Raw genomic sequence first — 17,760 nt, 5'->3', positions numbered from 1 at the left:
TTTCAGCTCCATCCTAAAATTCTCTTTAACAGCGCTCTGCCTGACGCAAATCCCCTGTATAGCGCCTGGAACAGAGGAAACGGCAGCAGCCTGTAAAAAACATGAAAGAATCCACGGCTTTTTGCTGCGTCTGTGGGACTGGTCAAACGAGGCTGAACCGCATCCTCCTCCCTGCATTCAAACCAGGAAAGCCGCTCCCGGACCGCCTCCCATATCTCCCGCCCCTTGTCTGTATGCAGAATAACCAGCGAGGTTCCCATGCCGTCATCCATCTCCGGCTTCACCTTCTCGATTCCCCAGAAATCGCCGATCATAAGGTCGCTGTTCCTCTCGACACTGCAGAATCTGCATTGATGGCAGGAAGGCCGCAGCATATTGTTGGAAAAATACATTCTGCAGTAGGTGTCCCCGTAAAGGGAACCTGTATATTCTTTTCCGTTAACCACATAAGCGCGTGTATGTCCGTTGTCTCCCTTCCTCTTATCCCGGAATGAAAAATCCGTCATTTTTCCGCCGTGCTTTTTTTCCAGATACTTTACATAGTCCCCCCATATTCCCGGGGAGGGCACCCCATAGCAGATCAGATCCGCAAGAATCAGCTTTGGATACGGCTGTTTCAGGTACAGTCTCACCCCCTCTGCCTGGCAGGGCGTTCCGCAGAACAGTACCCACTGCCCCTTTTTCAGCCGTGCCTCGATCTTCCGGTAAATCCCTTTTAAACTGCTCTGAACATATTTGGTTCGTTTGATACTATCCATCTCTTCCATGGTAAGGATTTCCCTGTGTACCACCCGCATATGCTTGTCATAGGCCGCCCCGTAGACAACGCCCTGCTGCCGGAGTACATATTCCGCAAGAACCGGAAACATCCCCCCGGAAGAGCTGGCATACCGAACCTTCTCCTCCTTCGCCTGTACGCCGAAATACTGGGGCGGCAGCCCTTTCTCCCTGCCCTGTGTTTTCATCGGACAGACCTGTACACAGCTTCCGCAGTCCACACATTTCGCTTCGTCAATGATCGGATAGCGGAAGCCTTCCCTGTCAACCACCATTCGCACCGCACCGCAGCGGCAGATATCCACGCACGCACCGCAGCCGCAGCACGCTTCTTTGTTTGTAAATAATCGCTTCATGTTTCAACCTCAACCGATTCTTCTATCTGGTTCAAAAGGAACTCGCCGGACAATCTCACATGCTCCTTTGTCTTTTCTCTCACAGCTTCCCAGTCAATCCGTGCATGGATATCTGCCGTCCTGCTGCCCTCACATAACCGTTCCTGCAGTCCATGGATTCTGAGAATGTTCCTCACCCGTGCTCCCAGATTGCTGTGTACAAATGCCAGAAACTGCTTCTCATATATGATGCTGAACGCCACTGCGTGAAAGGAATTGGAGACCACATATTCCGCCCTGTGGATATATCCCAGCAGCTCCCCAGGCCCTGTGCTGTAATCCACTTCAAATCCCGCATCCGTCCCAAGCTGCCCGGCACGTACTTCCAGGACCGGCAGCCCTGTATCCCGGGATAGTTTCTTTGCATAATCCGCCATCTCCTGATTCGGTTCCGTAACATAAACCAGAATATAGCGCCGCTTATCGGCCCGCTCGGGAATCCGCTCCACGTTCTGCCAGGATTCCTTTTTTAGAAAGAATACCGGGTCCAGGACCGCTGTCACCTTACTGCCGTACAGCCTTTCCACATAGGGAACGGCCTCCTCCTCCCTGACCGACACGGCGTCCACATGGCTCACCAGTTTTGCAAATTCCTTATCATACCGGGGAGAAAGCTCTGAACCGCCGAAACTTGCCGCATAGGAAATAACCCTTTTTTTCCGCCTGTTTTGAAAAGCGCCGAAGTATGCCTTCTTTAACCCGCAGGTGATATCCGGATTCCAGATCTGGTCGCTTCCCAGGACATAGCATCTGTACTTCAGCCTTTTGAGTCCCGCTGCAGTCAAAATCTTCCTCCGCTTTTTATTGACCAGGTACTTATATCTGAAATAGTTCATATTCTGAAGCTGCCTGGAAAACTCCTCTCTTGTCCGCAGATGCGCAAGAAACCCGTCCCACATATTGAACAGGCACCAGATCCGCCCCTTCCATCCCCGGAGCGGCGCATAGGGAATCCACCAGTGCCTTCCCGTCATATAAAACGGTTCGTAACGTACAATGTCCGCCTTTTTCCCATTTCTGCGCAAAAAACTTTTCAGGCCGTACGCCTGCAGCATTGCCCCGTAATTGTTGGAACAATGGAACGTGATAATTCCAATATCCCCATGATTTTTTCGCATCATGACCGTCTCCTTCCATTTCAGCAGCACAGGAACCATCCGGTTCACCGGCACATACAGGGTGTGGCAGGAAAAGCAGAGGTCAAAGAGCACCCTTTCGCTCAAAAGAAGCCGTTCAAACATGGGATGCTTTCTCTCTTTTGCCGCAAGCTTCCTCATCCCGGCACATTCCCTCTGATCTGCCGCGCTTTTCAGCACGCTGTAGTATCTCTCCATCTGCCCGGCTGCAATTCGTTCCCAGGTCAGCGCAAACTCCGTCCGCCCCCTTCTGTACTCCTCATCCCGAATCCTCCGGCTGCTCTCGAAATAGCGGGTTCCTCCGGGCATTGCCGAATACTGTGTGGCGCTCTCCGGGTGAAGCCTGTAATAATACCAGTCCTTCTGCAGATAGACACACCGTACCTGCCCTCGGATCAGCTGATACAAAAACATCGTATCCTCCCCGTTCACCAGACTTCTGTCAAACCGCAGCGGCCCGATGGCCGCCCGCCTGAGCAGCTTGCCGCCGATGCCGGAGAGGGCATTCGCATGCCGGATGTGAAACCATTCCTCTGCTTCCTCCCCCTCTGCGGTCTGCTGCCGGATACGTCCGCATCCCTTCTTCCCTTCTTCCAGCGCACCGTCCATCTTCTCTGTGTCCAGTTTCCGATAGCCGCAGAACACCAGGTCTGCCTGCTGCTCTTCTGCCTTCCGCAGCATCTGTTCAATCAGACATGGATGGACAGCATCATCGCTGTCCAGAAAAAAGAGATATTCTCCTCCTGCCCGCTCGATTCCAAGGTTTCTTGCAGAAGAAACGCCCCCGTTCTCCTTGCGGCAAATCCGTATCCTGTCATCCGCAAGTCTCATTTCCTCACAGATCTCAGGCCCCCGGTCTGCGGAACCGTCATCCACCACAAGTATTTCCATGTCCCTGAACGTCTGGCCCAGCACAGAACAAAGGCAAAGTCTGATGTATTTTTCCGAATTGTACATCGGAATAATGACCGATACTTTTTTCATACGCCCCGTTGTTACGGCCCCCAGGCCATAAGCGCCCTCTCTTTCTTTTTTTACTTCTTTTTTAACCGCAATATTCAGGATAGCTTTCCGGTCTGAAAAATGATATAATGGCTACGGTTCACACCGATGGCGTGATGCACCGCGTTTTTCCCCCGCGGCAAATGTCAGCTATCTCTGCAGTCAAGGCTGCTTTGGTCGCTGCTTCGCGGGAATAAATTTTTGTTAAGGCAGGAATCCAAACTACCATGAATTTCAAAAAAATGATTTCAGCGGTTATCTCATTATTATGTTTCTGCGCAGTCCTCGGAATCTTACTTTTATTCCTGGCAATGCGTTTTGTCCATTCTACTCCCACAGGTTTTACCGAATCTGCGGAAGAACTTCAAAATCCCTACATCGGCTGGTACCAGATCCACAACTACATGGTTTCGGACGATACGGACTATGATCTATCCGGGATTCTCAAACAGGAGTACCATGCCGGCCTCGTCCTGCTGGAATTTAACCTGAAAAACTATGCGGACCGCCCCATCAGCGAACAAGGACTTTCCTTTTTGAACCAGGTGCTGCAGAGCTGGCAGTCAACAGGCAGGCAGTTGATCGTCCGCTTTTTCTATGACTGGGACGGCGACGCAGCGGCATCTGAACCCCGGGAACTCTCCCTGATCCTGAACCATATGTCCCAGACCGCCGAAGCAGTAAACCGTTACTCCGACTGCGTATATATCCTACAGGGGATCTTCATCGGCCCATGGGGGGAAATGCACGGTTCCAGCTATGCGAATGCGGAGGATATGATCACCCTGACAAGCCACCTGGCTTCCGTCACAGATCCGAAGATTTTCCTGGCCGTCCGCACCCCCCAGCAATGGCGGCTTTTGACCGGCTCCACGACGCCTTTGGATCGCTCCGAGGCTTTCAGCGGCACTTTTGCTTCCAGGCTCAGCCTGTTCAACGACGGTATGCTGGGGTCTGAAACAGATCTCAACACCTATGCCGTCGGCTCTGCCTCGGGTGCTTTCTCCCTCTATCACAAAAACAGCAGGCAGGATGAGATTGGTTTCCAGCAGCTTTTATGCAGCTATGTGCCAAACGGGGGAGAGGTGGTGATCCCCAATCCCCGCAATGATTTTGCCGCAGCGGTAAAAGATCTCTCAAGCACCCATGTTTCCTATCTCAACAGCGCCTATGACGACAACGTATTTTCCAAATGGCGTGCACATACCTGCCAGGAAAATTCTCCCTATAACGGCATGAGCGGATTCGACTATATCTCCAGACACTTGGGATACCGGTATGTTCTCCGCTCCTTTGAATGCCCCTCCATGCTGCCCTGGGAAAAAAACGCGGCGGTAAACATCACACTCCAGAATACAGGCTTTTCCAACTGCTACCGGCCCTTTGACGTGTCCCTGGTTCTGGTGAAAAAAGAAACCGGCGAGACATATTCCCTGGCTGTAGAAACTGATACCCGCTTCTGGAATCCCGGTGAAGAAATCCGGCTTACGATTCCCGTAACAGTCCGGGAGTATGCCACCGGAACCTATGATCTCTACTTTCAGATCAGCGACCCGGTTTCCGGACACAGAGTCCTTCCCGCCAACGAAGGAACCTGCTCTGAATACGGCTTTTTTCTGGGAAGCATGGACATCAGCATCCTTCCCAAATAGAGTCCGGCGGACGCATCAGATCTTGTCCGCACTTAAAAGCCCCACTTCTGCGTCCATTTTCAGAACGCTTACACGGAACAAAACGACCATAACACTGAACATCACCCGAAGCATATACCAAAACGGCTTCAGCCCCGAATGCATACTTTTTCCTTCCTTTCTCGCGTGCATCACCGCCGGGATCTCCACGATCCGGAATTTGAGCAGCATCATGAGTATGATCATATTCGCATCCGGGTATTTGTCGTCGAAATGGTCATACTTCGAATAGTACAAAAAGGCTTTCCGGCTTAAACCCTGCAGTCCCGTGGTGGGGTCTGAGATCTTCTTTCCCGTTGCCATACGTATCAGCCAGCGGAACATGGAATACACAATCCTCTTGGGAAGGGAAACCGGAAAGTCGGCGCTTCCTTCCATAAACCTCGCCCCAAGCACGATATCCGGATATTGTCCGTCAGCATCCTGCTCCGTCAGCATCTGATAGATCACGGGAATGTTGCACACATCATGCTGTCCGTCCCCGTCCATCTGGATCACATACTGATATCCCCTGCGAACCGCATACTTGTAGCCGGTCTGCAGCGCGCAGCCGTACCCCATGTTGTAGAGCTGTGAAAGCATGGGATAGTGCATCTCTTTTACGATCCAGTTGGTTGCATCCGTAGAAGCGTCGTTGACGATCAGAATGTCTGCCTTATCCTTCATTCCCAGTTCTTCCAACTGCATCAGCAGCCTCAGAATGTTATTTCCCTCATTGTAAGTCGGTATAATGATCAGTAATTCTTTATTCTCCATGCTGTTGCCTCCATGCCCCGCATCTTTTTTCATACGATACTTCACACTATTCCAGGACTCTGAGCAGCTTCTGAATCTCCTCTTTCTGAGCCGTCGTCTTCTTTGCCGCTTCCTGTCCCAGCCTTTTTCTCCTGTCTTCGTCCTTCAAAAGCGCCGCGATACTGTCCGCAATCGCCCGGGGAGCCAGTTCGCAGAGTATTCCATCCACCCCGTCTGTGATCTGTTCCCTGTTGCCGTTGCAGTCCGAGGCGATCACCGTACATCCCAAAGTCTGCGCCTCCTGGATCGCAATACTCTTTCCTTCAAATCTGGTCGCATGTATGTAAAGATCCGTCTGGACATAATAGGGAAACGGATTCGTCACGGCGCCGAGCAGCACAAAATCCTCTTCCAGTCCCGCAGCCGCGATTTTTTTCTCCAGCGCCGCCCTCTGGTCCCCCTCGCCCAGCACGTACCACCTGGCCCGGCAGCCCGAAGTCTTCAAAAGCCCCATGGCGTCAATCGCGATGTCATACGCCTTCTGATAAGTCAGCCTGCCCACCGTCAAAAGCCGCGCCCCCGGGTAGCCGTCCCGGAATCCGGAGCCTTCCTTTGCCCGGTTCCTGACCGCCTCCTGGTCGATTAAGTTATGAAACGTATCCGTCTTAGGCGCGTATTCGGGATAGAACGCCAGGAAATGGGACTTCACCTCGTCCGAAACGGTGAAAATCCGGTCAAATCGCTCCCAGCAGCCCTGGTCCATCTCCCTTGTGTACCCTGCGCTCTCATAATCAATGTGCACAAAGGCGCATTTTTTGTCTGCCTTTACATGCTCCGCCACGTAGTAAGCCGAAGCCCCTTCCAGGTAAGCCACAGCCATATCAAACTTCACGTCGAAACGGTGCGCCCCGTCTGAAAGCATCCGCCACAAAAGCTTATCCGGCTGGAATATACCTTTCTTTCTCATGGCCGCAAGGTTTTTCAGAATAAAACAAAGCTTGTCCAGACATCCTCCGTTTCGAAAAAAGGCGGACAATATGGTCCGTACCATGACCCGCTTCCCCTTTTTTTCCAAAACGGAACATCTGCTGAATCTGGGATTCAAAAGCTTCACATGAGAAGGCAGTTCCCCCGCCATCTCCCCCTGTCCCATGATCACATACAGAAAAAGCCGATACTCCCTGCCATCCAGCTTTTTTAACAGCTCCAGCAGCGCAGTCTCCGCACCTGCCCGGCCCAATGTGTTAACCACAAACAAGAGTTTCTTTCTCTCCGCACGCTTTCGTTTCTCCAGAGCCATTGTTCTCCTCTTCCTTTTTTTCATGTTCCTCCGCCACCATCCTGCTCAAACTTTCCAGTTCTTTCAGGATCGCCTCATTTTCCTGATTGAGCAAAGCCACATGCATGGCCATTTCCCGTTCCCTTAAGATCAATTGGGAGATCATCGCGCTGGTTCTGAACTCCTCGAACAAAAATATGGCTCCCACACAGAAAAATGCCAGTCCTGTTCCTGACGCAAGCTGCCTGGTCCATTGTGAAAAAACAGGGACAACGCCGGTCAGAAGCAGTGCGAGCCCCAGCAGTTCCCAGATCACCGTATAGTTCACCGTAATTTTTTTGTAGGAATGCATCACGAAGCTGACCACCATCAGCAAAATCCCTGCAAAGCTGATTCCAAACCGAATCCAATCGCTGTCCATCGCTAGACCTCCTCGCTCCTTGTTTGTATCTTTCTGTCATATACCTTTCCCGGCGGCTGCGTCCCCATCCCCGGATTCAGCAGCGACCCTACGCAGAAGATGTGCCGGTCCAGGTTTCTTTCAATATGCCGCAGGCGGAAATACGCCGTCGTCCATCCGGAAAATGCTCCCAGCACAACGCCCAGCCCATACCACAGCTCCGGCAGCCTTGACGCAAGGATACTTCCGAATAAGGTCACCAGGCAGAAGGTCAGTGATGTCAGAGCCGCTCCGCCCAGATCGTTGTAGTAGTACAAAAATATAATTTCCGAGTACATCAAAAACACGATAAAGTATCCCACTACCAGGCATGGATAGATCCGCAGCGTCAAACTGGAAAAACCAAACCGCGGAAGAAGCACGACGCAGGCCAGATACACCACCGTCGTAATAATGAACTGAATCCGCACCAGGCTCATCAGTTCCGTGGAAAGCTGGCGGAACATCTCCTTTTTGGCAATGTCAATGTCCCTGCCGCGCCCGCCGATGACCGATTCGGAATAATTTTTATATTTCTCGTGAAAAAACATTTCCACCCGGGTGATAAAAATGATCGTGGCAGAGATGTTGGTAAACATGGCCAGGCATGTGGCCATGTCATACGGCTGGTTGCAGACAAAGGTCTTTACAAGCACCATCCTCATATCCGTAGTCCAGAATACAAAATTGTGTACATACAGGCCCAGGATATAGCAGAAGTTTGCGACCACCAGCTGCCAGTACTTTTTAAAGTACCTGAGAACCGACGCATACCGGTTGCTGCTTTTCTGAAAGTAACGCTTCACAAGGGCTATTTCCAGAAAGGCGATGAGGAAAAAGCCGGTGGTCAGCGCAAACAGCATACTCTCTCTGATTCCCCACTTCATAATGAACCGCAGGAACAGGGAAAAGACAAACGCCCATACCATACCGATCGTATAGAATAAAGAAATCTTCTGATACGCCTTCGCAATGGAAAGATAGATCATGGAATAAAAAACCAGCACCAGCGCAATATAGCCGCAGTACCCCGTAAATACATAGAATACGTCCACCCGGCCTACAAAATGCTCCCATAGACAGAAAGGCACTCCCAGCAGGTTGCTGAGCAAAAGGTTCATAAGCAGCCCCAGATAATAGCAGGGCCGGATATCCTGATACCGCTCTTCATAGATCACATCCGACATATACTTGGACAGGACTGAATTAAACGGCGAACAGGTCAGAAGTGAAAATATAAATATATACAGCACGGAGCAGGAAAACAATTCCCTTTCTATGAGCCCCAGGCTGTCGAACTCCAGAAAATACCCCATCACCAGAATATTCAGGATGATCACAAACATCGGAGTCACCGTGGACATGGAGCTGTATACAAATCCGATAAGATATGTTGTGATCGTACTCTTTTCAAATATCTTACTTAGTTTACTTCCTATGCCTGCCATTGACATTCTCCTCTCCCATCCGCTATTCCGCTATTCCTCCCAGCGAAGTCCCATGCTGTCAGAAAAGTCCTTATAGATTTTCTGGTATTTCTCACGCATATGCTCGATCTGGTAGCCTGAAACCACCCGCTGATAGCCGTTTTCCCCCATCTGCAGGCGCATCGGCTCATTTCTTGCCAGATCCACCATGGCCTGTGCGATCTCCTCCACATTCATAATGTGGGCCACGATCCCCGCGTCGCCGAACCCGTCGTTCTCCCCGTAGATCAGGCCCCTGCAGTTTCCTACATCCGTAGCTATGGCGGGCTTGTGCGCCGCATAGCCCTCCAGGATCGTGAGGGGCTGGCCTTCGCTGAGGCTGGTCAGGATCGTCATGTCCATCCTGCCCAGATATTCCCGGATATCGATCCGCCCGGTAAATACCACGTCCTCTATCCCCAGCGCTTCCACCTGTTCCCGGCATTCCCGGGCATACCCTTCGTCCTCGTCCGTGGGGCCCATGATCCAGAGCTTCAGCCTGGGTTCCCTCTCCTTTGCAAAGCTGAATGCCTGGATCATGGTCTTTACATCCTTGATCGGCGTTACGCGGAGCACGGCGCCGACGTTGATCCTTCCTTCATCCTCCTTTGTTTTTCCCGGAAGGTCTTTCAGCCGCTCTACGGATACCCCGTTCGGCGTCACCATGGTTTTTTCCACAGGACATCCCAGGTCGATCTGGAGCTCCCTGGCATATTCATAAAGGCTGGTGACAAGATCCGCCTTGTCGTATGCCAGCTTTGACATCTTCTTAAACTGGTCGATCCAGATGTTTTTGTACACCCCCTGCACCCAGTCCGCGCGGAGCAGCTCTTCCTCCCGTTCCCTGGTGTAGATCCCGTGTTCCGAGATCAGCAGGCGGCTGCCGTAAAGAACCTTTGCCATGCTTCCAAGCACTCCCGCATATCCGGTTGCCACGCAGTGATACAGATCCGCTTTGGGCAGCTTCATCTTCAGGGCAAACAGAAGCGGCAGGTACACAGATCGGATCGTCCATAAAAAATCCGAAAAGACAAGCTGACTGTAATGCATGTCATAAGATTCCCGGACGATTTTCAGGAAATCTTCTCCCATCAGGAACTTATCCAGCGAAATTGGTTTTTCCTGGAACATCCGAAATACCGTCTCCCATTCCACGCGCCGGTTCCGTACCAGACTCCGAAACGCCTGGTACTCCGCCTTGCTCAGCCTGCATCTTCTGCGGCCCTTCCGGTTCCAGTCGGCATCCTCCAGATACAGCTCATGCACCTCCGAAACATTTTCCGGCAGCTCATAGGTAAATTTGCCGCTCAGGGAACGGTTGCTGATGATCGCCAGGATGATAAATTCCAGCTTCGGAAAAGACTGGATCAGACCGTGTACCCAACTGGATACTCCGCCTGTCACATATGGATAACATCCCTCTACTACTATGCAGACTTTCACTTGCTATCTCCTTTCAGAGTATCCGTAATAATACCTCTCGTCAGCCGGTTCGAGTGTAATCGCAACCTCACTTTTGTCCGCCCGGATCAGATAAACGCCCTCTTCCAGCTCCCGAAAGCTTCCGCCCTCTACTTCCTTTATGCCTTTGCCGTAATTCCTGAACACAAACCATACGGCAGTGTCCACCCCGCTGATCTGCAGATACACCGTATTCCCTTTCCGCCTGTCCGTATAGTCTAATAACAGGAAGCTGCGGATTCTCTCGTCGCACTGGGATGCCGTCGCCTTGTCAAAGCCCTTGAATGTCTTTCCGAACACGTCAACATTTCTCACAAATTCTTTGGACAGCTCATCCCAGGAATCTTTCTTGTTTTTCGGGTAAGCCACACGCTCCATATCGCAGCACATGTTGAGGTATCCCAGCGCCGTTTCCACACACCTTGCCCGAAAATCCTTCCGGAAGGAATACTCTGTGCCGTCCATAACCGCACGCTGCTCCGTAATATGCTCGGAGAGATATCCCAGAGGGCTTACTGCCTGTTCGTCATAATCCCGTACGACTGTCCGCACCGACGACAAAAGCTCTGACCCAAGAGCCTCCATCGCCTCCCCTTCGTCCATGTCTCCCGCGTAAAAAGAGGCAAACTCATAGCTGCCCACCGCATCCGACAGAAACTCCTGATCCCAGGAAAGCTTCTCAGCCGCAGACGTATCCGAGATACTCAGCCCCGACCAGCCGACCTCCACCGACTTTTCATGGAAATTTTTCATATAGTCCTTAAGCCTTTGGGCGTCCGGAAGTTTCCCATCCGAATAGTCGTACTGCGGCGTCATCATACAGGTAAGGCCGATCTCATAATCCTGGAGGGCCGTGGTGATATTCGGCCAAATCGACTCCTGATGGAGAAGCGGCATGGAACGTTCATAATATTTCTGCATCACGTTCCGGTTCTCATCGGCCAGGCTGGGATAGCCGGCCAGCACGATACTCTGTGCATTGACCACCGGATAGATCTCATACCGGTACATCTCGGAGGACATGGCGGAAAGCAGCCCAAGGCCGGACATTCCCTCCATATATCCGCCGTTTACGGCAAATACATACGCTGAGCCGAAGCTTTTCCTCCATATCACAACCGGATAATCCTCCGTCTCTGTTTCCTCGTCCTTCGGGATTCCCTTCATATATACCTTGGTTCCGGAGGCCAGACTGTACCAGGGAAATGTAAGCTCCATGTCCTGAAACTTCCGCTCCTCCTTCTTATCTGTCATATAGACCGTCTCTCCGCCCAGCAGAAAACCGCCGTACAGATGAATCCCCTTCACCGTCGTCTGATCCTGTTCCACTTCCCGAATGCCGAGAAGCTCCCGGACCTGCCGGCTTCTCTTTATCACCGATACATCCGGGAGGGATGCGAATACCAGATGGGTTCCCCGTTCTATGCACTCGGTCAAAAATCCGATTTCACTCTCCTGCATCCAGTCAATACAGCCGGGATCAATGACCAGCATTTCCGGAAGCTCCTGCTCCCCTTCCGCTGCATTTAAGGAGGCAAGGGTTTCATATCCGGAGACATCCCGCTTTGTGTAAGAAGCCCATGTCTTTACGAGTTCCCCAAGCTTTCCGTTTTCAGCTCCGATGAATACTGCCTTATTGCGGGAAACCCAGACAGCCTCATCCTCCGACGCCCCTTCTTGAGTCTCCTCCTCTGGTTCCTCCTTCTCTCTCAGCCCGTCCGGCATGTAGATGCTGACCTTGGAAGGATAATCCTCCGCCGTCCCGGTGACAAATGCATTGACCTCATAATCATTGGATATGTCCTTCATGTTGTTGATAAACATACACAGAAAGAATACAACCGACATTAAGATTGTCATTATGAAAAAATTTCGGCGTGATATCATGTTCCCCTCTCCTGATCTTTCTTTGTCTCGTCATATCCGTTATATCCGTAATCAATCGCAAAATTATACAAGCTGTATCCGTTCTGTCTTACGCGGTAGCATACAAACTGCTCCGTTTCATAATAGACCTCCATCTCATTCGGATAGAGTTCTTTGAAAGCCAATGCCCAATAGTACATATGCGACATTGTGACCCATCGCCTCTCCTCGGTATAGGGCTTGATCCCCGGCTCCTCCGAAAGCGGTTTTCCGGCCCCCTCCGGGGATACCCGCCGCGTAGCCTTCTCCGTATTGATCGGATCTCTGTACAGAAGCGGGATCTTCTCAATGAAGAAATACACCGTAGATGTAGGGATCGTAATTTCGGTCTCCTCATCGATGGAACGCATCTCCTTTAAAAACTTGATGGTTTCATAATGAAAGCCCAAGTCACAGTCCCCTATCATCTGGCGTTCGTCATTGGCGGAACAGATCGTCCATGCCTGCCCTTTGTTTTCACGTATGATGTTATTGAGACAGATGATCGCTTCATTCGTCTCATAAGGGGTGACACAGGTAGGAGGCCGCACTCCCATTCTTACCGTCAGCACGCAGGATGCCGCCAGGGCTGCAAAGGAGCAGAGATTGAGAACGATTGCCTTCCGGAACAGAATCAAGATCAGTGCATCCACGCACAGGCTCCAGACTGCCGGAATCCCATATCCCAGATACACGGAATAACGTGTAACCTCCAAAAGCTGCATGATCCCAAGCTCAGACGCCGCCTGAAAAACAGCCATGGTCGCCATATAAATACTGAACGATACCAGAACCGCCCCATAGTCCACTTTCCGAAACAGTATCCACAAAAGCCCCAACACAAAAAGCAGGCCGATGCTTCCTACCAGCACCTGGGCGGTTTCCATATCGTTTGTCACAAAGAACTCCATCCTGTCCAGAATATTCTCCAGTACCGTCGGCCCTTCTCCTGCCTTGTTTCCGCCATCTGTACCCGTTCCCCCTGAAACGGATGCAGCGGACTGCAGTTGGGAAATCCCCCAGTTCAGTGATCCCTGCGGAGGCGTCCCGGTAACATAGGCCGCGCCCATGGGAAGCACCGCGATCACGATCCCGGCAATTCCGGCCGCCACAATCCGTTTGAAATATTCCCATCGAAATACGCGGAAACAAAATCCTACCCCGATTGCAATACAAAACAGTCCGGCAATAAACGTATCGTAGAAATGAATGGTAAGCGTCAGGGAAATACTGGCCGCAAACAGGGCAAGATACAGTCCCGAAACCGTAATGCCCTTTTCCTTCTTTTCCTCCCCGCCAACTTTTTCCGCCTCTTCTGCTCCTGCATCCCCCGCCTCTTTCAGCCTGGACACAACGTTTTTCTCCTGGAGAAAGGCCATTGCAAAATAGGCAGCCGGCAGTATAAAAGCCATACCCAGCTCCTGGGGCAGTGTGGCGTGATATCTGATATAGGTATAGTGGTAAAACCGGTTCGAAACAATATAAATCACGATCCCGATGTACGGAGCATACTTTGACTTACACACGCACCGCAGAAATGCCAGCAGCACCAGGTGGATCATAACCGTCTGCACCACATAAAAAAGCCGGAGCAGCACATACACAGGTATCCGGAACAGTCCGTGAAGATGGTACAGCAGACAGTGCATGCCAAAGGGATACACGCCGTCAGCAAATATGTTGTTGTGCCCCATCTCGTTGATCCAGTAGTTATGCAGCACAACATCCGATGCGCAGTATCCGTAGACATTGACTGCATTTGTCCCGTACATATAGACCAGAAGCAGGATCAGCCCGAATACAACCAGGATCTCAAATCCGAATTTTTTTACGGCTTCACTGCCTTTTCTGCTGAGGGCTGCCAAGAGCCTTTTCATCCTTCTCCGCAGACGGAGAAACAATGTCTTCCTTCCCGTCTCCCCTCCCAGGACGAGCAGGATCTGAACAAGCTTTTTCTCCAGAGCCGCCAAAAGCCCCCCTTTGTATTTCACAAAACCCGTCGCTATGAACGGAGCAAATGTTCCGAGAAACAGCGTCAGCCAGCAGGAGATATGTAAGAGCTGCAGCAGGTATACCAGATTGATGATGTAAAAATTTCCGGTAAGGAAATAGATCATAAATCTCACGGGCACACTGCCGAAGCCTGCAAGCCTCCTGCGCAGAAACAGCCAGGGCAGCAGCAGGATTACGAAAACATAGGCTGCCGCGACCTCTGTGAGCTGCAGTACGGAAAGTATTGCCATTGACATCTTTATTGCCTCCTTGTACTGAAGATCCGAATCAGTTCCAGCGTCTCACGGTCAATCACCACATCTGATTTCTTCAAGGCATCCAGGGTCTGGAAAAAGGCTTCCCTGTCCTGCCTGGCAAAATAGAGCTTCAGCCTGCAGGTGTACGCGGACAGTTCGTCCGGGTATTGTTCTTCCATGCGCCGGCACCATGTTTCCGCGGCACCATAATCCTTCATCTCCAGGGTTCTCAGGCAGACCGCCTCATATCGTTCCAGCGTGATCCTGGAAGCATCTTTTTCATAGAGCAGTTCCGCCGCCTCTGCCATCTCGTTTACATATTTTCTCTGTTCATGATCCGAAAAAACATGCTGCTTGAGAATGCTGTCCATATAATCTACCAGAATCTCCTCCCCCTCCGTATCGGAATCCTTTTTCTCCCGAACCTGCGTGAGCTGCTTCTGCACGAAGATACGGAATTTATTCAGTTCATCCGACAAAACCGCCGCCGCATAGTGAGAAGTCTCCGAGTCCTCACTGTCCAGCGCCAGGGTAATGGACGCCAGTGAATTTCTGATATCCTCGCGCATCACATTCACAAACACCGAGCGCAGGTCTTTTTTCTCATTCACCAGGAGTGCCTCCTCCAGGGGAATGATGTTGCGTTCTGCCTCTTCGTCCGCCTTCAGGTTGGTTTTTACACGGTCTTTGCTGAAAACCACGTCCACCAGGTTTGCGTCCCGCCAGAATACAAACAGGTAAAACAGATGCCCCATAAAAAAGAACAGCGGAACAATGACCGGGCAGAGGATCATCTCGATGAAACGGATCACATAAGTTCTTCTGTTGTCATACAGGATCTCCTCGTCGTTCCCATCCGCCAGCGATGCGCGCAGGCACCATGAGCACGATCCCTGCCGCCAGGTAGAGAACCGACACAATCAGATTGACCGCAAGGATTATCAAAAAAATGTATTCATCTCTTGCCATGGTCATAGCACCGCCTCCTCGTCGATCCGGCACTCATACCCCAAATCGCGGAAACGCTCTATGATACCGCCCACATTCTCCCTGTTGGTATTCGGCAGAAGCGCATACAGATGTCCGCCTTTGAAAAGTCCCAGATAATCTGTCTGCCGCATCGTTCTGCCCAGGGAATCCGCCGCATACTCGCAGTTCCATTCATTGGTTATGATTTCCAGCAGAATATACTCCGTCAGGCCCTTATCCTTTGCGTCGAAAAAGGCTTTTGCCAGATGCGTAAACGCTTCCTCCTCCAACACGCTGGTCCCTTCCACATAACGCTCATTCCTGAGTGCGTCCAGATAACGGTTGGCACGTACTACCGCATTCTGGATCAGGAATCCCACAATCGTGAGCCGATTGGCCTCCCCAAGCGTCATGCGCTCCCACGGAACGCCCCAGAGCATGATGATCAGTTGCATGGAATCCTCCGAATAGACTGCGCTTGCCATCATGGGCATTTTTTCTACCATATTCCGGTTGATGTAAACCCTGTGCGCCCTCAGTTCCCCATACAGTTCCTCCATCCCCGAATATTTAATCGAATTACCGAGCCTGCGCGCTTCCGGGGATGTGGAGGAAAAGAGCCTTGCGTAATCCCCGTTGGCTACGTTGTATACTGCCACATCCCTGCAGTCCATCAGCTTTGACAGCACCTGCGCCGCATAAAAAAGCACCTCTTCCGGCCCGTACTGCTCCAGTGAGGAAGAGACCTCATAGATCTTCCCAAGGCTTTCCCTGTGATTGACTACCTGGGATTCAAAATTATGTTTGAGTTTCACGTTGCTGTCATTGATATCTTCAATGTCCTTAAGCTGGCCGTTCAGATATTGAACCCTGCATCTCCCCTCTTCCCGGATGAAGCTCAGTTGGTCCTTCATGTAGCCCACAACCAGTCCCACGATAAAGAGCTGTGCCATCCAGACGTATGTATTGTAATCAAGCAGCACTTCAAACAGGGAATGGACTGACATCTGCTGGTAGCAGTAGCCGCCCATCGCCAGCAGAGCAGAGAAAACAGCCTGCTGCTGGCCGTGAACAACGGAAAACAGCAATACATACAGGAGGTAGATATCCAGCTTCGCCAGGAATTCACTGTCAGCCGCCTGGCCGTTCAGGAAAAAGGCAAGTGCAAACATTGCGATCGACTCCGCAAATGGAAACAGCGCCTTGAAGATCCGCCTGACAAGGTTCCAGATCTTCAGAGCCATCCCGCCGCCTTCATCCTCTTCCGAAACGAACGAATTGCTGTGGCGCTTCATGTAGTGGACGATCTGCTTGATCCCCTTGTCATAGTCGGTGAACAGTTCAAAGCCAAACTCTTTCTTATACCTACCGCTGTCCAGAACCAGGCGGCTGTTTGCCCCCACCGAACTGTCTGTCACCGTGATCCCGGCCCCCATCGCTTCCTGTACCTTCCCGGCAAGCTGTTTTTCATTAACCGGCTCCATGGAAGAAATGTGGTAAAGGGAATGTGTGGGATCTTTCTCACACAGGACCCTGTATGCCAGCTCCACCGCGTCGTTCAAATAGATCATGGAAAAAGCCCGTCTCTCGTTGGCTGAGATTTTTCCCGTTTTCAGGGCTTCCAGGCACATCCGGAAACAATCGTTGTCCTCCGACTTCCCCTTTTCCGGTATCCAGTACATATGGTCAAACCGGAGGATCAGCGTATCCGCGCCCTGCGTCCTTCGGAAATTCTCACAGGTTTCCTCTCCCTGGACCATGGCCATTGCTTTAAACCCTTTCGGGGATACCGGCTCTTCTTCACCGATGTTGTCAATATAGACTCCGCCGTATACTTCCTGAGAAGAAAAATAGACAAACTTCCCTTCCTTGACCACACTGTAAGCGGACAGGATATTGACAAGCCCGGCCACATAGCGCACCGAGTCCTGTCTCGCGTCCTCCCCCCAGTCAAAGTTCGTATCGTATGCCCCCATAAATACGACCACGTCCGGCCTCGTACTCTCAAAAATATCTTTGATGCTTCCGCTGTCATACGGAAAATTATATTTTTCAAACACCTGCTTGTAGGAAAAACGATTGTTCTTCTGCCCTGTCAGCAGGTACACGCGATGGCCGTTTTTGGTTAATTTGCTGATCATCGCATCCATCAGCACACAGCCGCCGCCTATCAATAATACAACCATCTTTTTCACCTTTCTGCGCACGATGATATTGAAAGAGGGCATCCTTTCTGTTTTCTGAAAAGAGTACCCT

At 51.3% G+C, this 17,760-nt stretch carries 13 protein-coding genes; 1 reads left to right on the top strand and 12 read right to left on the bottom strand.

Going from position 1 to position 17,760, the window contains the following annotated elements; translation table 11 throughout:
- Positions 1–2 precede the first annotated feature (2 nt).
- Both EBB54_RS01970 and EBB54_RS01965 read right to left on the bottom strand, forming a co-directional pair.
- The gene (locus EBB54_RS01970; RefSeq protein WP_125126129.1) at positions 3–1,133 is read right to left on the bottom strand and encodes a Coenzyme F420 hydrogenase/dehydrogenase, beta subunit C-terminal domain; all 1,131 of its coding nucleotides are present in this window, start codon (positions 1,131–1,133) and stop codon (positions 3–5) included.
- Complete coding sequence (locus tag EBB54_RS01965; protein ID WP_125126128.1) at positions 1,130–3,292, bottom strand: polysaccharide pyruvyl transferase family protein; 2,163 nt, start codon at positions 3,290–3,292, stop codon at positions 1,130–1,132. The genes EBB54_RS01970 and EBB54_RS01965 overlap by 4 nt, the downstream gene beginning before the upstream one ends.
- A 260-nt stretch (positions 3,293–3,552) precedes the next feature.
- Here EBB54_RS01965 and EBB54_RS01960 point away from each other — a divergent pair, with 260 nt between their 5' ends.
- Positions 3,553–4,962 (top strand): DUF4832 domain-containing protein, encoded by a 1,410-nt coding sequence (locus tag EBB54_RS01960; protein ID WP_243127477.1) that lies wholly within the window; start codon positions 3,553–3,555, stop codon positions 4,960–4,962.
- Between the two features lie 15 nt (positions 4,963–4,977).
- Here EBB54_RS01960 and EBB54_RS01955 read toward each other — a convergent pair whose 3' ends face one another.
- The 10 genes from EBB54_RS01955 to EBB54_RS01915 are packed head-to-tail and all read right to left on the bottom strand — an operon-like array spanning position 4,978 to position 17,732.
- Positions 4,978–5,757 carry a glycosyltransferase family 2 protein gene (locus tag EBB54_RS01955; protein WP_125126126.1) on the bottom strand — a complete coding sequence of 260 codons (780 nt, stop codon included), beginning with the start codon at positions 5,755–5,757 and terminating at the stop codon, positions 4,978–4,980.
- Positions 5,758–5,803: 46 nt separating this feature from the next.
- Complete coding sequence (locus EBB54_RS01950) at positions 5,804–7,036, bottom strand: glycosyltransferase (RefSeq protein ID WP_125126125.1); 1,233 nt, start codon at positions 7,034–7,036, stop codon at positions 5,804–5,806.
- On the bottom strand, positions 6,981–7,436 hold the full coding sequence (locus tag EBB54_RS01945; RefSeq protein WP_125126124.1) for a DUF2304 family protein: 456 nt from the start codon (positions 7,434–7,436) through the stop codon (positions 6,981–6,983). The genes EBB54_RS01950 and EBB54_RS01945 overlap by 56 nt, the downstream gene beginning before the upstream one ends.
- A gap of 2 nt (positions 7,437–7,438) precedes the next feature.
- Positions 7,439–8,902, bottom strand: a complete 1,464-nt coding sequence (pelG, locus tag EBB54_RS01940; RefSeq protein WP_004082935.1) for an exopolysaccharide Pel transporter PelG — start codon at positions 8,900–8,902, stop codon at positions 7,439–7,441.
- Positions 8,903–8,932: 30 nt separating this feature from the next.
- On the bottom strand, positions 8,933–10,363 hold the full coding sequence (gene pelF, locus EBB54_RS01935; protein WP_125126123.1) for a GT4 family glycosyltransferase PelF: 1,431 nt from the start codon (positions 10,361–10,363) through the stop codon (positions 8,933–8,935).
- A gap of 3 nt (positions 10,364–10,366) precedes the next feature.
- Complete coding sequence (locus tag EBB54_RS01930) at positions 10,367–12,241, bottom strand: DUF2194 domain-containing protein (RefSeq protein WP_243127476.1); 1,875 nt, start codon at positions 12,239–12,241, stop codon at positions 10,367–10,369.
- Positions 12,242–12,264: 23 nt separating this feature from the next.
- Complete coding sequence (locus EBB54_RS01925; protein ID WP_125126121.1) at positions 12,265–14,535, bottom strand: hypothetical protein; 2,271 nt, start codon at positions 14,533–14,535, stop codon at positions 12,265–12,267.
- A 2-nt stretch (positions 14,536–14,537) separates the two neighbouring features.
- Positions 14,538–15,347 (bottom strand): hypothetical protein, encoded by an 810-nt coding sequence (locus tag EBB54_RS01920; protein WP_243127475.1) that lies wholly within the window; start codon positions 15,345–15,347, stop codon positions 14,538–14,540.
- Positions 15,348–15,363: 16 nt separating this feature from the next.
- Positions 15,364–15,510 carry a hypothetical protein gene (locus EBB54_RS30940; RefSeq protein ID WP_243127474.1) on the bottom strand — a complete coding sequence of 49 codons (147 nt, stop codon included), beginning with the start codon at positions 15,508–15,510 and terminating at the stop codon, positions 15,364–15,366.
- Complete coding sequence (locus EBB54_RS01915; RefSeq protein WP_125126120.1) at positions 15,507–17,732, bottom strand: NAD-dependent epimerase/dehydratase family protein; 2,226 nt, start codon at positions 17,730–17,732, stop codon at positions 15,507–15,509. Before EBB54_RS01915 ends, EBB54_RS30940 begins: the two co-directional genes overlap by 4 nt.
- Positions 17,733–17,760: the final 28 nt, after the last annotated feature.

The sequence above is a fragment of the Schaedlerella arabinosiphila genome, from assembly GCF_003885045.1.
Lineage (GTDB): Bacteria > Bacillota > Clostridia > Lachnospirales > Lachnospiraceae > Schaedlerella > Schaedlerella arabinosiphila.
The sequence above is the reverse complement of the archived record's forward strand: the minus strand, read 5'-3'. Positions and strand labels throughout refer to the sequence as shown.

Coding starts and splice junctions, on each gene's coding strand:
- EBB54_RS01970 (WP_125126129.1), bottom strand. CDS start 1,133: ATGAAGCGATTATTTACAAACAAAGAAGCGTGCTGCGGCTGCGGTGCG.
- EBB54_RS01965 (WP_125126128.1), bottom strand. CDS start 3,292: ATGAAAAAAGTATCGGTCATTATTCCGATGTACAATTCGGAAAAATAC.
- EBB54_RS01960 (WP_243127477.1), top strand. CDS start 3,553: ATGATTTCAGCGGTTATCTCATTATTATGTTTCTGCGCAGTCCTCGGA.
- EBB54_RS01955 (WP_125126126.1), bottom strand. CDS start 5,757: ATGGAGAATAAAGAATTACTGATCATTATACCGACTTACAATGAGGGA.
- EBB54_RS01950 (WP_125126125.1), bottom strand. CDS start 7,036: ATGGCTCTGGAGAAACGAAAGCGTGCGGAGAGAAAGAAACTCTTGTTT.
- EBB54_RS01945 (WP_125126124.1), bottom strand. CDS start 7,436: ATGGACAGCGATTGGATTCGGTTTGGAATCAGCTTTGCAGGGATTTTG.
- pelG (WP_004082935.1), bottom strand. CDS start 8,902: ATGGCAGGCATAGGAAGTAAACTAAGTAAGATATTTGAAAAGAGTACG.
- EBB54_RS01930 (WP_243127476.1), bottom strand. CDS start 12,241: ATGACAATCTTAATGTCGGTTGTATTCTTTCTGTGTATGTTTATCAAC.
- EBB54_RS01925 (WP_125126121.1), bottom strand. CDS start 14,535: ATGTCAATGGCAATACTTTCCGTACTGCAGCTCACAGAGGTCGCGGCA.
- EBB54_RS30940 (WP_243127474.1), bottom strand. CDS start 15,510: ATGACCATGGCAAGAGATGAATACATTTTTTTGATAATCCTTGCGGTC.
- EBB54_RS01915 (WP_125126120.1), bottom strand. CDS start 17,732: ATGCCCTCTTTCAATATCATCGTGCGCAGAAAGGTGAAAAAGATGGTT.